Annotated in this window: 14 protein-coding genes and 1 pseudogene; 1 reads left to right on the top strand and 14 read right to left on the bottom strand. The window is 64.9% G+C overall.

Going from position 1 to position 15315, the window contains the following annotated elements; genetic code table 11:
* Positions 1-77: 77 nt before the first annotated feature.
* From I6F21_RS03515 to I6F21_RS03475, 9 genes and pseudogenes are all read right to left on the bottom strand, one after another.
* Positions 78-1332: pseudogene (locus I6F21_RS03515) on the bottom strand (TCR/Tet family MFS transporter).
* A complete protein-coding gene (gene der / locus I6F21_RS03510; protein WP_225140233.1) occupies positions 1329-2711 on the bottom strand; it encodes a ribosome biogenesis GTPase Der in 1383 nt (460 codons plus the stop codon). The pseudogene I6F21_RS03515 and the gene der overlap by 4 nt, the downstream one beginning before the upstream one ends.
* A gap of 125 nt (positions 2712-2836) precedes the next feature.
* Positions 2837-3400, bottom strand: a complete 564-nt coding sequence (locus tag I6F21_RS03505) for a hypothetical protein (RefSeq protein ID WP_225140232.1) — start codon at positions 3398-3400, stop codon at positions 2837-2839.
* Between the two features lie 31 nt (positions 3401-3431).
* Entirely contained in the window at positions 3432-4085 is a 654-nt protein-coding gene (locus tag I6F21_RS03500) for a tetratricopeptide repeat protein (protein ID WP_036022675.1), read from the bottom strand.
* A gap of 165 nt (positions 4086-4250) precedes the next feature.
* Positions 4251-5843: a class I adenylate-forming enzyme family protein gene (locus I6F21_RS03495; RefSeq protein ID WP_036022673.1), complete on the bottom strand. Its 1593-nt coding sequence runs from the start codon at positions 5841-5843 to the stop codon at positions 4251-4253.
* Between the two features lie 72 nt (positions 5844-5915).
* Positions 5916-6500, bottom strand: a complete 585-nt coding sequence (locus I6F21_RS03490) for an NnrU family protein (protein WP_036022669.1) — start codon at positions 6498-6500, stop codon at positions 5916-5918.
* Positions 6501-6570: 70 nt separating this feature from the next.
* Positions 6571-7149: a hypothetical protein gene (locus tag I6F21_RS03485; protein ID WP_036022667.1), complete on the bottom strand. Its 579-nt coding sequence runs from the start codon at positions 7147-7149 to the stop codon at positions 6571-6573.
* A 76-nt stretch (positions 7150-7225) separates the two neighbouring features.
* Positions 7226-8203 carry an ABC transporter substrate-binding protein gene (locus I6F21_RS03480; protein WP_036022665.1) on the bottom strand — a complete coding sequence of 326 codons (978 nt, stop codon included), beginning with the start codon at positions 8201-8203 and terminating at the stop codon, positions 7226-7228.
* Positions 8204-8250: 47 nt separating this feature from the next.
* Positions 8251-9873: a peptide chain release factor 3 gene (locus I6F21_RS03475; protein ID WP_036022662.1), complete on the bottom strand. Its 1623-nt coding sequence runs from the start codon at positions 9871-9873 to the stop codon at positions 8251-8253.
* Positions 9874-10031: 158 nt separating this feature from the next.
* Here I6F21_RS03475 and sugE point away from each other — a divergent pair, with 158 nt between their 5' ends.
* Positions 10032-10346 carry a quaternary ammonium compound efflux SMR transporter SugE gene (gene sugE, locus I6F21_RS03470; protein WP_036022660.1) on the top strand — a complete coding sequence of 105 codons (315 nt, stop codon included), beginning with the start codon at positions 10032-10034 and terminating at the stop codon, positions 10344-10346.
* Here sugE and I6F21_RS03465 read toward each other — a convergent pair.
* The 5 genes from I6F21_RS03465 to I6F21_RS03445 form a co-directional block, all read right to left on the bottom strand.
* Positions 10339-11343 carry an inorganic phosphate transporter gene (locus I6F21_RS03465; protein WP_036022657.1) on the bottom strand — a complete coding sequence of 335 codons (1005 nt, stop codon included), beginning with the start codon at positions 11341-11343 and terminating at the stop codon, positions 10339-10341. The two genes, sugE and I6F21_RS03465, sit on opposite strands and share 8 nt — an antisense overlap.
* 12 nt (positions 11344-11355) lie before the next feature.
* On the bottom strand, positions 11356-12000 hold the full coding sequence (locus tag I6F21_RS03460; protein WP_036000836.1) for a DUF47 domain-containing protein: 645 nt from the start codon (positions 11998-12000) through the stop codon (positions 11356-11358).
* A gap of 157 nt (positions 12001-12157) precedes the next feature.
* On the bottom strand, positions 12158-13126 hold the full coding sequence (locus tag I6F21_RS03455) for a branched-chain amino acid ABC transporter permease (RefSeq protein WP_036022655.1): 969 nt from the start codon (positions 13124-13126) through the stop codon (positions 12158-12160).
* A gap of 1 nt (position 13127) precedes the next feature.
* Positions 13128-13991: a branched-chain amino acid ABC transporter permease gene (locus tag I6F21_RS03450; protein WP_036022653.1), complete on the bottom strand. Its 864-nt coding sequence runs from the start codon at positions 13989-13991 to the stop codon at positions 13128-13130.
* A gap of 75 nt (positions 13992-14066) precedes the next feature.
* Complete coding sequence (locus tag I6F21_RS03445) at positions 14067-15287, bottom strand: ABC transporter substrate-binding protein (RefSeq protein ID WP_036000846.1); 1221 nt, start codon at positions 15285-15287, stop codon at positions 14067-14069.
* Between the last annotated feature and the right edge of the window lie 28 nt (positions 15288-15315).

Raw genomic sequence — 15315 nt, 5'->3', positions numbered from 1 at the left:
TCCGCCTCCGCGGAAATGAAAGAGGTGGGTTACGCCTCGCGGTTTGCGCTTCGCGCGAACCGCGAGGCTAACCCACCCTACGAGACTGTCCTGGTCGCACCCAGCGACCGCACCGCGATCGCCACGCACACCACCATCAGCACCGCGGCGAACAGGAGCGGGGCGCCGGGCAGATGCAGCGGCGCGCTGGCGCCGATGAAATAGGAAAATGTCAGCGTGAACAGGAACGGGCCGACGAGCTGCGACACGCTCTGCACGCGGGGTTGCGCCCTGCAGCTGGCCCTGCTGATCCGGCGCGACGAGCCGCGTCGTCAGCGCTTGCGAGGCGGCACCAGAGATGCCCCACAGCGCCAGAATGGGAATCCCGAGCCACGATAGCGGTCCGGTCGGCGCAGCGCCGAGGACCACGAATCCGATCGCGCCACAGCAGAGGCCGAGCAGGAGCGCGTTGCGCTCGCCGAGCGCATGCACGATGGGGCCGATCGCAAAGCCCTGCACCACCATGGCGCAGATGCCGACCATGGCGAGCGTCAAGCCCACCGTCTTGGCATCCCAGCCGTAGCGATAGGTCGCGTAGAGCACGAAGGTCGAGGGCAGCACGACATGGGCGACCTGCGCGATGAAGTTGACGATCGACAGCGCGGCCAGCAGCGCGTCGGAGCGCAGCAGATGCAGCGCCCCGAGCGGATTGGCGCTGCGCCAGCGCAGCGGCGCGCGCTTGTCGGGCGCAAGCGACTCCGGCAGCACGAACAGGCCATAGAGCGCGTTGGCGAAGCTCAGGGCCGCCGCGGCCCAAAACGGCAGGCGCGGATCGATGTCGCCGAGCAGGCCGCCGAGCGCTGGCCCCAAAATGAAGCCGGCGCCGAAGGCCGCGCCGATCCGGCCGAAGACCGCCGCACGCCGTTCCGGCGGCGTGATGTCGGCGATATAGGCGAAGGCGGTCGAGATGCTCGCCGAGGTGATGCCGGAGATCACGCGGCCGATGAACAGCCACACAAGCGACGGCGCCAGCGCCATCAAGACGTAATCGGCTGCGAGCCCGAAATTCGACAGCAGCACCACCGGCCGGCGTCCGAAACGATCGGACAGCGCACCAAGCACCGGCGAGAACACGAACTGCATCAAGGCCCAGGCGGTGCCGAACAGGCCGAAGATGCGCGCGGCATGTGCGGTGTCGTTGTCGACGAAGCTTTCGATCAGCTTCGGCAGGACCGGCATGATCACGCCGAGCGCGACCATGTCGAGCAGGATCGTGACAAAGATGAAGGCGACCGCGCCGCGCGGGGCCGGCGCTGCGTCCTGCACCACCGCCTCGCCGGCACCGTCGCTCACGATGGCCGCTTGCGCTTGCGCGCGAAGGGATTGGCCTTCTCGCGCAGCGTGATGCGCACCGGCGTGCCCGGCAGCTCGAAGGTCTCGCGCATGGAATTGGTGAGATAGCGCAAGTAGGATTGCGGCACGGCGTCCGCGCGCGAGCAGAACAGCACGAAGCTCGGCGGCCGGGCCTTGGTCTGCGTGATGTAGTTCAGCTTCAGCCTGCGGCCGGAGACCGCCGGCGGCGGGTTGGCCTGGATCGCCTGCTCGAACCAGCGATTGAGCGCCGAGGTCGGCACGCGCCTGTTCCAGATCGCATAGGCGTCCTGGATCGCCTGCATCAGGCGATCGATGCCCTCGCCCATCAAGCCCGAGACGGCGACGATGGGCACGCCCTTGAGCTGCGGCAGCCAATGATCGGCATCGCGGCGCAGGCCGGAGATCGCGCCGCCGCCCTTGGTCTCCATCAGATCCCATTTGTTGACGGCGAGCACGACCGCCCGTCCCTCGCGCTCGATCAGGTCGGCGATGCGCAGATCCTGCTCCTCGAAGCGGTTCTGCGAATCCATCATCAGCACGACCACCTCGGCAAAGCGCACCGCGCGCAGTGCGTCCGCAACCGAGAGCTTTTCCAGCTTCTCCTCGATGCGCGAGCGCCGGCGCAGGCCCGCGGTGTCGAAGACGCGGAAATCGCGGCCCTTCCAGTTGATCTCGACTGCGATGGAATCGCGCGTGGTGCCGGCCTCGGGGCTGGTCAGCAGCCGCTCCTCGCCGAGCAGATGGTTGATCAGCGTCGACTTGCCGGCATTGGGCCGGCCGACGATCGCGACCCGGATCGGGCGCGTCGCGGCCTCTTCCTCGGAAAGCTCCGCATCATCCTCGTCCTCATCCTCGTCGACGGGTTCGGGCATTAGCCTCGCGAGCGCGTCGTAAAGCTCGCCCATGCCCTCGCCATGCTCGGCCGAGATCTGGATGGGATCGCCGAGGCCGAGCGCAAACGCTTCCATTGCGCCGGCATCGCCGTGCTTGCCCTCGCTCTTGTTGGCGATGAGCAGCACCGGCTTGTCGGCCTTGCGGGCGAAATCGGCGAAGGCGCGATCGGTCGGCGTCAGGCCGATGCGGGCGTCGACCACGAAGAACAGCGCGTCGGCCTGCGCGATCGCGGTCTCGGTCTGCTCCTGCATGCGCGCGGTCAGCGAGCCCTTGGCGCCCTCGTCGAGGCCGGCGGTATCGATGATGGTGAAGCGGAGATCACCGAGCCTGGCCTCGCCTTCGCGGCGGTCGCGGGTGACGCCCGGCAGGTCATCGACCAGCGCGAGCTTCTGCCCAACCAGGCGGTTGAACAGCGTCGACTTGCCGACATTGGGCCGGCCGATGATGGCGATCGTGAAGGACATCGGTCATTCGTGCGCTGCCGGGGCTGCGCCTGTCAATGCAACGGGAAATATTGTTTGAGCATGATCTTTTCGGAAAACCGCTTCACACTTTGCGCTAACGCGGCCCTCCGGGTCCGGATCATGCTCTAGCGCGAGAAGCTGCCGCTCGGCAGCGGTGCCGGGAAGGCGCTCTGCGATTGCTGCTGCGGGGGCTTGGTCGGCTGCGCCTGCTGGGTCGGCTGCGCCTGCTGGGCCGGCTGATCTGGCGGCGGCGCGGTGGTGCGCCTGCGGACGATCTTGTGCTTGGGCGGCGGAGCGGACGTCGCCGGCGCTGCCTCCGGCTGCGCCTCGCCGTCGAACTCGCCAGCGGGTGCTTCGGCTGGCGCAGCGGCCGTGGCGGGCTGCCTGGTCTGCTTTGCCTTGGCCCCCTTCGCCGGCTTGGCCGGCTCCGGCTCGGCAGGCAATGCCGCGACCGCAGGTGCATTGGGATCGGGCTGCTGCTGCTGTGCGCCTTTGTAGAGATCCCTCGGCACGCCCTGCTCGAGCCCCGGCACGCCCTCGGGGAAGACCGGCTTGCGGTCGCCCGGCAGCTTCTTCTTGGTGTCGAGGAAGTCGAGCAGATCGCTCGGATCGAAGCTGGAGCAGCCGCCCAGGGCGCCGGTGAAGGCGATCAGGAAGGCGGCTGCGATCAAGCGTGGCGTGCGGCGCATCTTGGTGTCTCGTTACGTCAGAGAACCGTCGTCAGCTTTTGGCGACGGGTGGCAACAAAGCCTGGAGCGCCTCGGCGCGAGAGCGCAGGCCGGGCGGCGTTTCGCCGTCTCCGTCAATCGCCTCGAGCCATTTGCGGGCTGCAGTCATGTCGTTGTTACGCCAGGCCGACAGCGCCAGCATCTCGCGGGCGGTGTGGCGGAAGGTCGATTTCGGCGCGGCGGAAGCTTCCAGCCGCTGCTGGATGTCGGCATAGCCGGCGCTGTCGAGCAGGAGCCCCGCGGCGCGGATCTTGGCCAGATCCTGCCACTCGCCGCCAATGCTGCGGTCGGCGGCGATGTCGTCATACATCTTCGCGGCCGCCTTGGGATCGCGGCTCGCGGCCTCGGCCGCAGCACGCAGCCGCGCCAGGGTGCGATAGCCGGACGGCGCCTTGGCGGCGAGCTCGGTGAAGGCTTTCTCGGCGTCCTCGTGCTTGCCCTGCTCGGACAGCTCGGCGGCCTTCTCGAAAGCGGCGCCGGCCGCGGCGGCCTTCTGGGCCTCCAGATACCTATAACCCTGCCAGCCACCGGCGCCGGCGACGATCAGCACCATCAGCGCGATGAAGTAGATCGAATACTTGTCCCACAGCTTCTTGAACTGTTCGCGACGTACTTCCTCGTTGACTTCGTCAAATAATTCAGACACTTATGCCAATCCCATGCCCGTCCGGGTGCGCGCGCCAAAGCGTTCGCGTCAGGAATCCCGTCCCCGTGTGGCGGCGAGGTAGCCTAACGATATGGCGGTGGCAAGGCAAAGCGAGCCCGATCAAGGCGTTAACCACCCGGGACATCCCGGATGCCCCTGCCCGGCTCAAGCTCCCAGCAGCTCCCGCAGCTGGCGCTTCAGCACCTTGCCGTTGGCGTTGCGCGGCAGCGGGTCTGCCGTGATCGCCATGGTTTCGGGAACCTTGTAGTCGGACAGGCGCTCGGCGCACCAGGCGCGCAGGTCCGTATCGGTTACCGGCTGTCGCGTCACCACCACGGCGTGGACGCGCTCGCCCAGCACCGGGCAAGGCCTGGCAATGATCGCGCTCTCGACCACGGCGGGATGGCCGGCCAGCACGGATTCGACCTCGGCCGAATAGATCTTCAGGCCGCCGCGATTGATCATGTCCTTCTGCCGGTCGAACACGCGAACGAAGCCTTCCGCATCGACCGAGCCGAGATCACCTGAATGCCAGAATCCGCCCGTAAAGCTTTCGGCGGTGGCCTTCGGGTTATTCCAGTAGCCCTTGATCACGGAGGCGCTCTGGATCCAGAGCTCGCCGATCTCGCCGGGAGGCAGCTCGCGCCCGTCCGGGCCCATCACAGCGATACGCGCGCCGGGACACGGCAGGCCGACGCTGTCGATATGGCGCTCGGTCAGCTCGCCCGGCATGATGGTCGAGGGCGAGGTCGTCTCGGTCGCGCCGTAGCAGTTCATCAGCTTCAGGCCCGGAATCTTCGCCTTGAGCTTCTCGATGGTGGCGACCGGCATCGGCGCGCCGCCGAAACCGCCGATGCGCCAGCTCGAGAGATCATAGCCATCGAAATCGGGCTGGAGCAGGCAGAGATTGTACATCGCCGGCACCATCACCGTGTAGGTGACGCGCTCGCGCGAGGCGAGCTTGAGGTAATCGGCGGCCTTGAACTCGGGCATGATGATCAGCGTCCCGCCGCAGCGGATCATCGTCGTGATGTTGGCGACGACTCCGGTGACATGGCCGAGCGGCACAGCTGCGATCGAGCGATCGGCTTCCGTCAATTGCAGGCAGGATACGAACACCATCGAGGAATGGACGATGTTGCAATGGGCCAGCATCGCGCCCTTCGGCTTGCCCGTGGTGCCGGAGGTGTAGAGGATCATCGCGGTGTCCTCTTCGCTCACCTCGATCGGTGCCGATGCCGGAGCGTTTTCGGCGAGCGAAGAGAAGCTCGACCGCGCGGCATCGTCATCGATGGCAATGCGACGGATCACATCGGGCACGTCCTTTGCGTCGGGCAGTCGCTCGGCGATCGAGGCCTCGTGGATCAGGATCTTCGCGCCGCAATCGGCGAGCACATAGGCGATCTCCGGCTTCTGCTGGCGCGTGCTGAGCAGCACGGTCACCAGCCCCTCATGTGCCGCGGCAAACAGCAGCAGCGGAAACTCGATGCGGTTGCCGAGCAGGATGGCGACGCGATCGCCACGCTGCAATCCGAGCTTACGCAATCCCGCAGCGATCCGTGCCGCCTGCTCCGCTGCCTGCCGCCAGCTCAGACGGACATTGCCGCAGATCAAGGCTTCGCCATCGGCATTGCGGCCGCGCGCCTCCGCGATCATCGCCCAGAGGCTCGATGGCCGATCGCAAAATGCCGGCACCACCCGCTCGCCAAAACGCGACTCGAGCCGCATCGGCGGGATCTGAGATTGCGACCAGTCCATGGGATGCCCTCGGCTTGTTGCTCTCGTTATCTTCCCCGCACGGTCAGGCGAGCCCCGTCTTGCGCCGATCGGCTAGACCCCGATCACGGGCACACCGATCACCACCGGATGGAAGGCGAAGGCCAGGGCCAGATAGGCGACCACGCCCACCGCGACCGCGATCAGATCGTTGGTGGGGCCGCCGACCGGAATCGGCGGGGCACCGGCGTCGGTGCGAGCTTTCAGCGAGATGCGGTCATAGACCGCCCAGGCGAGGAACGAGCCGAACAGGACGATGGAGCCGAGATCGCCATTGGCGAGCAGATGCGCCGCCGCCCACAGCTTGATGCCGGCCAGCATCGGATGCTTCAACGTCGCATAGATGCGGCCACGCATGTAGGACGCCACCACGAGGATGACTGCAGGCAGCATCAAGGCCAACGCGATGTGCTTCATCGCCTTCGGCGGATACCAGACGTCGATCCAGCCGGAGCTGCGGTAGTGGGCATAGCCCCAGATGATCAGCGCCAGCCCCGCGAGTGAGACCGCCGAATAGAGGAGCTTGTAAGTCCCCTCGCCCAGCCTCGCGATCGCCTGCGCGCGGGCCTTCCGTCTGGTTGTGAAAATATGGGATGCAAAAAACAGCACCAGCCCCAGGATCATGACCAGCAGACCCACGACATCCTCCCCGCAAAGCAGCCCCCGCCACTGAAGTATCATCGATCGGCCGATGCTCGCAACTCGCGCGCTATTTGCCGAGCTCCCGATTGTCGACATAACGGATCGCGATGGGCCGCCCGGCCAACGCCCCGCCGAGCCCGCTGGTCAATTTCAGCGGCAGACAGGCCTTCAGCGATGCATTGATGGCGTTCAGATAGGTCGTCCGGGTGTCCGCCGGCACGCCCGCAGTCGCGTATGTGAGGCGCGGCGGGCCGATCAGGCCGCCGGTCTTGTTGAAGCTGAAGCGTACCGACATCTGCATGCCTGCGCGCGCATGGTCCGATGGCGGCGACCAGCAGCTGCGCAGCGCGGCGAAGAGGTCGCCGATCGTGTCGAGATCGTGATCGGGCTTCCGGTATTTGGCGCGGTCGGCCTCGGCAGGCACGCTCTCGATCGTGAGCTGGAGGTTCTGGCCGTAAGGGTAGTCGATCTCGGGAATACAGGGGCCGGGCTCGAGCGGGCTGCAATAGGATGGCGTGCAGGGCTCGCCGTCGAGCACGCTGCAAGGCTCGTGCGCGAACGGAATCGGATTGATCTGGCGTCGCTGCGCGTCGGCGGCGATCGAGGTCATTGCCAGCAAGGCAAGAACAAGAATGCAGCGCCACATGTACCGGGACCGCAATGGCATTTGCAACAGGTGGCGACGGCTATGAAAGCTTCAAGGCTGGCCGCGATGGTTCGCTTCACTCGACAATCTGATCCGCTTGCGCCACCAGCGTGGGCGGTAAATTCAGCCCCAACGCATTGGCTGTCTTGAGATTGAGCAGGAACTGGAATTCATTCGGTTGTTGGACTGGCAAGTCTGCGGGACGGGTTCCTCTCAAGACGCGGTCGACATAATCCGCCGAGCGACCGACGAGCTGCGTGATCGAGACTCCGTAAGACATCAGCCCGCCGTCCGTGACGAAGGACGGGAACGGATACATCGCCGGCAGACGATGCGCGGCCGCCAAGTTCAGAATCAATTGCCGATGAACGAGTGGAAATGCGTCGGGAAAGATCAGCAGCCCGCCGTCTGGCTGCTCTGCAAAGCGGGAGATCGCCTGTTCGAGCTCGGCGGCGTTGTGCGCCGGCGCCGGAACGAGCTGGAGCTGGACTGCCGGAATGGCCGCCTTCACGGACGGCATCAAGATCATGGGCGCCGTTCGCGGATTGAAGATTGCGGCAACCCTCCGTATCGCGGGTGCCGCCTGCTTGAGCAATTGCAGCCACTTGCCCGCCATTTCAGGCTCGAAGGTCGTGAACCCCGTGATATTTCCGCCCGGCTTGCCCAGACTTTGGACGAAACTGGCACCCACGGGATCGGCAACGACCGTGAAGATGATCGGCAAGGTCGGCGCGCGTCGCCTCAGGGCTTCCACAGAGGGAGTGCCGATTGCCAGAAGCACATCCGGCCCCCACTTCACGAGCTCCGCCGCCTGGGCATCGGCGACATTCGGATCGCCGGCCCACCAGCGATACTCGATATGGATGTTGCGCTCCTGTTCCCAACCGAGCTCGCCCAGACGCTGTCTCAGTTTCTGGTAGCCGGCCTGGCTCTCCGGATCGCTCGACCTGCCTCCCGCCAACACACCGATCCGCCGCACATTCCCCTGCGCGGATGTGCTCAGCGGATAGGCCGCCGCGCCTGCAACGAGCATGATGAATTCGCGCCGCCTCATGACCGTCGACCTCGCTGTCCTGCTTCACGGAAAAGGTCTGGGAAACATTACCCCTTCTTCTTGACATCCTTGACGTTGCTGAACTCGATGCCCTCGGCACGCTCCCGGGTGTAGCCGAGGTAGAACTCGTTCCGGGCGAGATAGACGGGATCGCCATCGACATCGTCGGCAATGCTCGAATTGTTCGCGGCGATGAAGCTGTCGAGCTTCTTGCGGTCCTCCGAGGAGACCCAGCGCGCCAGCTGGAACTCGCTGACCTCGAACTCGACCGGCAGCGAATATTCCGCCTCGAGCCGGGCCTTGAGCACGTCGAGCTGCAGCGCGCCGACCACGCCGACCAGCGCCGGGGCGCCGTCGCGGGGGCGGAACACCTGCACCACGCCCTCTTCCGACATCTGCTGCAGCGCTTCCTTCAGCTTCTTCGCCTTCATCGCGTCGGTGAGACGGACACGGCGGACGATTTCCGGCGCGAAGCTCGGCACGCCGACGAAGTTGAAATCCTCGCCCTCGGTCAGCGTATCGCCGATGCGCAGCGTGCCGTGGTTGGGAATGCCGACGACGTCGCCGGCGAAGGCTTCGTCCGCGACCGAGCGGTCCTGCGCGAAGAAGAATTGCGGGCTCGACAGCGGCATGCTCTTGCCGGTGCGCACGAGCTTGGCCTTCATGCCGCGGCTGAGCTTGCCCGAGCACAGGCGCGCAAACGCGATGCGGTCGCGGTGGTTGGGATCCATGTTGGCCTGGATCTTGAACACGAAGGCGCTCATGCGCGGATCGGTGGCCTCGACCTTGCGCTGGTCGCTGTCCTGCGCGCGCGGCTCGGGCGCAAACTTGCCGAGGCCCTCCAGGAGGTCTCCGACGCCGAAATTACGCAGCGCGCTGCCGAAATAGACCGGCGTCAGATGTCCCTCGCGGAACGCGTCCAGCTCGAACGGCTTCGACGCCTCGGTGACGAGCTCGAGCTCGTCCTTCACGGCGGAGACATCGAGATTGGCGTTGAGCTTGGCGAGCTCTTCGATCTCGATCTCGAGCGCCGCGCCGGTCTTGGCGCCACCGCCTTCGAGCAGGCGCACGCCGCCATTGACGACGTCATAGGTGCCGAGGAAGTCGCGGCCGCGGCCGACCGGCCAGGTCATCGGCGTGGTGTCGAGCGCCAGCGTCTTCTCGATCTCGTCGAGCAGCTCGAACACGTCGCGGCTCTCGCGGTCCATCTTGTTGATGAAGGTGATGATCGGGATGTCGCGCAGACGGCACACCTCGAACAGCTTTCGGGTGCGCGCCTCGATACCCTTGGCCGCGTCGATCACCATCACGGCGGAATCGACCGCCGTCAGCGTGCGATAGGTATCTTCCGAAAAGTCCTCGTGGCCCGGCGTGTCCAGCAGGTTGAAGACGAGGCCTTCGAACTCGAAGGTCATCACCGAGGTCACCACCGAGATGCCGCGTTCGCGCTCGATCTTCATCCAGTCCGAACGCGTGTTGCGCCGCTCGCCCTTGGCCTTGACCTGGCCGGCGAGGTTGATGGCGCCGCCGAACAGCAGCAGCTTTTCGGTCAGCGTGGTCTTGCCGGCGTCGGGATGGGAGATGATCGCAAAGGTCCGCCGCCTCGCCACCTCGGCGGCAAGCGGGGAACGGGCCGGCGATTCGGCTGTGGTGGCGGCGATGTCGGACATGGCGGGAGCGTGTGGCAGGGAAAACGGGCCTGATCAAGCCTCATTTGGTGATTGCGAAGGTTTCCGGCCAGCCCCATATCCCCCTTTTGGGAGGACGACCTCCCTGCCCATCAGCACACCAGCCGCGGGGACGACCCTGCCTTGAATGGAGGGTCGTCATGGCCTGGAGCATCCTGTTCGTCGCCGGTCTCCTCGAGATCACCTGGGCCATCGGCCTGAAATACACCGAGGGCTTTAGCAAGCTTGTCCCGTCCGCGGTCACGCTCGCGGCCATGGCCGGCAGCGTCATCCTGCTCGGATTTGCGCTCAAATCCCTGCCCGTCGGAACCGCCTATGCGGTCTGGACCGGCATCGGCGCGGTCGGCACCGCGACGCTCGGCATGGTTCTGTTCGGCGAGCCGGCGACGGCCTTCCGCCTCGCCAGCATCGGCCTGATCGTCGCCGGCATCATCGGACTGAAGCTCGTCACTTGACGAGCTGGACCACCCACCAGGTCAGCGCGGCCACGATGCCTGAGGCCGGGATCGTGATCACCCAGGCATAGACGATGGAGCTTGCGACGTTCCAGCGCACGGCCGAGACGCGGCGGGCGGCGCCGACGCCGACGATGGCGCCGGTGATGGTGTGGGTGGTCGAGACAGGAACCCCGAGGTAGGTCGCCATGAACAGAGTCACCGCGCCCCCGGTCTCGGCGCAAAAGCCCTGCATCGGGGTCAATTTCGTGATGCGCAGGCCCATGGTGCGGACGATGCGCCAGCCGCCCATCAGCGTGCCCAGCGCCATCGCCGCCTGGCACGACAGCACCACCCAGAACGGCACCGAGAACTCGCTGCCGAGATGGCCCTGCGAATAGAGCAACACCGCGATGATGCCCATGGTCTTCTGCGCGTCGTTGCCGCCATGGCCGAGCGAATAGAGCGAAGCGGAGACGAATTGCAGGATGCGGAAGGCGCGGTCGACCGCGAACGGCGTCGAGCGCACCGAGGCCCAGGACACGATCGCAACCAGCGCCATTGCGAGCAGGAAGCCAACCAGCGGCGACAGCACGATCGCCAGCACGGTCTTGGACAGGCCGCTCCACACCGCGGCCGAAATACCGGCCTTGGCCAAGCCGCCGCCGACGAGCCCGCCGATCAGCGCGTGCGACGACGACGATGGAATGCCGAGCGCCCAGGTCACGAGGTTCCAGACGATGGCGCCGACGAGGGCTGCGAAGATCACCTGGGCGTCGACGACCGCAGGATCGATGATGCCGGTGCCGATGGTCTGGGCGACGTGCAGCCCGAACACCAGGAAGGCGATGAAATTGAAGAACGCGGCCCAGAACACCGCGAATTGCGGTCGCAGCACGCGGGTCGAAACGATGGTCGCGATCGAATTGGCGGCGTCGTGCAGGCCGTTCAGGAAATCGAACAGCAGCGCGACGGCGATCAGGCCGACCAGGACGGGAAAAGCCAACGCAGCATCCACGGCGGCCCTGCCCTACACTTGCTCGATGACGATGCTGTTGATCTCGTTGGCGACGTCGTCGAAGCGGTCGGCGACCTTCTCGAGATGGTCGTAAATCTCGACGCCTACGATGAAGTCCATCGCATTGCCGTCGCGATGCTTGAGGAACAGCTCCTTCAGGCCGATGTCGTGGAGATCGTCGACACGGCCCTCGAGCTTGCCGAGCTCCTCGGTGATCGCGGTCAGCATGGCGACGTTCTTGCCGATCTCCTGCATCAGCGGCAGCGCACGGCCGACCAGATTGGCGCATTCGATCAAGAGTCCGCCGATCTCGCGCATCGGCGGCTCGAAACTGCGCACCTCGAACAGCATCACGGCCTTGGCCGTCTGCTGCATCTGGTCGATGGCATCGTCCAGCGACGTGATCAGGTTCTTGATGTCGCCGCGGTCGAACGGGGTGATGAAGGTGCGGCGCACCGCCGTCAGCACCTCGCGGGTGATATTGTCGGCGTCGTTCTCGAACTGGTTGACGCGCTGGCAATAGACCGGCGTCTCCTCGCCCCCGTTGAGCATGCCCTGGAGCGCGACCGCGCCCTGGATCACGGTCTGGGCATGGCGGTCGAACAGGTCGAAGAACCGCTCTTCCCTGGGCAGGAACGCACGAAACCATCGCATCATGGGGACAAACTACCGGTTGGAAAATGGTCAGGCCCGCAAGGGCTGTCACAAAACTGTCATAGACCATTTTCGATCCGCGCGCGTGTCGCCTCACGCCCGCGGAGCCGGATCATCCACCGCTTTCATGCATCAATGAAACTGATGCAATACCAGTTACTTAGAGCGATCGCCGGAAGTAATGCGCGATTTCGCCGACGACGCCGCGGCGGAAGGTGAGCACGCAGACCACGAAGATCGCGCCTTGGATCACCGTCACCCACTGGCCGAAGCCGGCCAGATATTGCTGCATGGCGATGATCACGAAGGCGCCGACCACGGGACCGAAAACGGTGCCGAGCCCGCCGACCAGCGTCATCAGCACGACCTCGCCCGACATCGTCCAGTGCACGTCGGTGAGCGAAGCGTTCTGCGCCACGAACACCTTCAGCGCACCGGCAAGTCCGGCGAGCGTCCCCGACAGCACGAAGGCCAGGAACTTGTATTGGTCGGTGCGGTAGCCGAGCGAGATCGCGCGCTGCTCGTTCTCGCGGATCGATTTCAGCACCTCGCCGAACGGCGAGTTGATGATGCGGAAGATCAGGAGGAAGCCGGCGAGGAAGCCGACCAGCACGACATAGTACAGCACCGTCGGCTTGGACAGATCGAGCACGCCGAACATGCGTCCCTGCGGGATGCCCTGGATGCCGTCCTCACCATGGGTGAACGGGGCCTGGAGATAGATGAAGTACAGGAGCTGCGACAGCGCCAGCGTGATCATCGAGAAATAGATGCCCTGGCGTCGGATCGAGATGTAGCCGGTGACGATCGAGAGCACGAACGCCGCGGCGACGCCGACGAGAATGCCGAGCTCGGGCGGCAGCGCCCAGACCTTCAGCGCATGCGCGCTGCAATAGCCGGCCGTGCCCAGAAACATCGCGTGGCCGAACGACAGCAAGCCGCCATAGCCGACCAGCAGATTGAAGGCGCAGGCGAGCAGCGCAAAGCACAGCGCCTGCATCACGAAGAACGGATAGACGCCCGTGAACGGCACCGCTGCGAGCAGCAGCGCCATCACTGCGAATACAATCATCTCGTCGCGCATTGCGCGCGGGGTCACAGGAAGCGTGTCGTCCGTCAGGGTTGTCATCTCAGGCCGCCCTTCCCGTCAATCCCGTCGGCTTCACCAGCAGCACCAGCACCATCAGCACGAACACGACGGTGTTGGAGGCCTCGGGGTAGAAATACTTGGTCAGGCCCTCGATCACGCCGAGCGCAAAGCCGGTGATGATGGAGCCCATGATCGAGCCCATGCCGCCGATCACCACCACCGCGAACACGACGATGATGAGGTCGGCACCCATCAGCGGCCGCACCTGGTTGATCGGCGCCGAGAGCACGCCGGCAAGCGCGGCAAGGCCGACGCCGAGACCGTAAGTGAGCGTGATCATGCGCGGCACGTTGATGCCGAAGGCACGCACCAGCGTCGGATTTTCAGTGGCGGCGCGCAGGTAGGCGCCGAGCTGCGTCTTCTCGATGAGAAACCAGGTCGCAAGGCACACCGCCAGCGAGAACACGACGACCCAGCCGCGGTAGATCGGCAGGAACATGAAGCCGAGATTCATGCCGCCCCTGAGCTGCTCGGGAATGGCGTAAGGCAGGCCCGAGGAGCCGAAATAGTTCTGGAACACGCCCTGCACGATCAGCGCGATGCCGAAGGTCAGGAGCAGGCCGTAGAGATGATCGAGCCCGGTTAGCCATTGCAGCATGGTCCGTTCCAGGATCATGCCGAAGATGCCGACGATGATCGGCGCCAGCAGCAGCGCCCACCAATAATTGATGCCACCAAGGTTCAACAGGAAATAGGCGACGAAGGCGCCCATCATGTAGAGCGCGCCGTGGGCGAAATTGATGATGTTGAGCATGCCGAAGATGACGGCAAGCCCGAGACTGAGCAGCGCGTAGAACGAGCCGTTGATCAGTCCCACCAGTAGCTGAGCGTAGAGAGCCTGCATCGATCCCGCACCCGGTCCCTTCTATTCCTCAAAGACAGGCCGGCGCCGTTGCGCGCCGGCCCGCATCGTTCACCGTTACTTCTTCACCAGCGGACAGGCGCTTTCCGACAGCGGCCGGAAGGCCAGGTCGCCGGGGGTCGTGCCGATCAGCTTGTAATAGTCCCAGGGGCCCTTGGATTCCTCGGGCTTCTTGACCTCGAACAGATAGGCCGGATGCAGCTTGCGACCGTCCGCACGGATCGTTCCCTTGCCGAACAACGCATCGTCGGTCGGCATCTCCTTCATCTTGGCGACCACCTTGGCCCCGTCATGCGGATTGCCGCCCATCGCCTCCAGCGCCTTGAAGTAGTGCAGCAGGCCCGAATAGACGCCGGCCTGCACCATCGAGGGCATCGCCTTGTTCTTCATCCGCTCGGAAAAGCGTTTGGAGAAGGCGCGCGTGCCGTCGTTCATGTCCCAATAGAAGGTCTCGGTGAAATTCAAGCCCTGCGCCACCTTCAGACCGAGCGAGTGCACGTCGGTGATGAAGAGCAGCAGACCCGCAAGCTTCTGGCCGCCCGAGACGATGCCGAACTCGGACGCCTGCTTGATGGTGTTGGTGGTGTCGCCGCCGGCATTCGCCATGCCGATGATCTTGGCTTTGGAGGCCTGCGCCTGAAGCAGGAAGGACGAGAAGTCAGCGGTATTCAGGGGATGCTTGACGTTGCCGATCACCTTGCCGCCCGACTTCACCACCACCGCGGCGGTGTCGCGCTCGAGGGCATGGCCAAAGGCGTAGTCCGCGGTGAGAAAATACCAGGTGTCGCCGCCCGCCTTCACCAGCGCCTGCCCGGTACTGTTGGCCAGCATATAGGTATCATAGACCCAGTGGACCGTATTCGGCGAGCATTGCGCGTTGGTGAGATCCGACGTCGCCGCACCTGTGTTGATCAGGATGGAATTCTTCTCTTTGACGATATTGTTCACCGCCAGCGCAACGCCGGAGTTCAGGACATCCATGAAGATGTCGACCTTCTCGACGTCGATCCATTGCCGAGCAATCGTGGAGCCGATGTCGGGCTTGTTCTGATGGTCGGCGGAGATCAGGTCGAGCTTCCAGCCCTTGGCAGCGAGCCCGGAATCCTCGATCGCCATCTGTGCGGCGACGGTCGAGCCGGCGCCACCGAGATCGGCATAAAGTCCTGAATTGTCGGTCAGCACGCCGATCTTGATGTTCTTGTCCTGCGCGACCGCGCCGCCTGCCGCGCCGAGCGCCAGGGCCGTCCCGAGCAACATTGCCGAAATGCTGTGCTTCATAATCCGACCTCCCAATATTCCTTTGATA

The organism is Bradyrhizobium sp. NBAIM03, assembly GCF_020194055.1.
Taxonomy (GTDB): Bacteria; Pseudomonadota; Alphaproteobacteria; order Rhizobiales; family Xanthobacteraceae; genus Bradyrhizobium; species Bradyrhizobium yuanmingense.
Note: the sequence above shows the minus strand (reverse complement) of the source record. Positions and strands in the feature narration are given on the sequence as shown.

Coding starts and splice junctions, on each gene's coding strand:
- I6F21_RS03475 (WP_036022662.1), bottom strand. CDS start 9,873: ATGTCCGACATCGCCGCCACCACAGCCGAATCGCCGGCCCGTTCCCCG.
- sugE (WP_036022660.1), top strand. CDS start 10,032: ATGGCCTGGAGCATCCTGTTCGTCGCCGGTCTCCTCGAGATCACCTGG.
- der (WP_225140233.1), bottom strand. CDS start 2,711: ATGTCCTTCACGATCGCCATCATCGGCCGGCCCAATGTCGGCAAGTCG.
- I6F21_RS03455 (WP_036022655.1), bottom strand. CDS start 13,126: ATGACAACCCTGACGGACGACACGCTTCCTGTGACCCCGCGCGCAATG.
- I6F21_RS03480 (WP_036022665.1), bottom strand. CDS start 8,203: ATGAGGCGGCGCGAATTCATCATGCTCGTTGCAGGCGCGGCGGCCTAT.
- I6F21_RS03450 (WP_036022653.1), bottom strand. CDS start 13,991: ATGCAGGCTCTCTACGCTCAGCTACTGGTGGGACTGATCAACGGCTCG.
- I6F21_RS03445 (WP_036000846.1), bottom strand. CDS start 15,287: ATGAAGCACAGCATTTCGGCAATGTTGCTCGGGACGGCCCTGGCGCTC.
- I6F21_RS03505 (WP_225140232.1), bottom strand. CDS start 3,400: ATGCGCCGCACGCCACGCTTGATCGCAGCCGCCTTCCTGATCGCCTTC.
- I6F21_RS03485 (WP_036022667.1), bottom strand. CDS start 7,149: ATGTGGCGCTGCATTCTTGTTCTTGCCTTGCTGGCAATGACCTCGATC.
- I6F21_RS03495 (WP_036022673.1), bottom strand. CDS start 5,843: ATGGACTGGTCGCAATCTCAGATCCCGCCGATGCGGCTCGAGTCGCGT.
- I6F21_RS03460 (WP_036000836.1), bottom strand. CDS start 12,000: ATGATGCGATGGTTTCGTGCGTTCCTGCCCAGGGAAGAGCGGTTCTTC.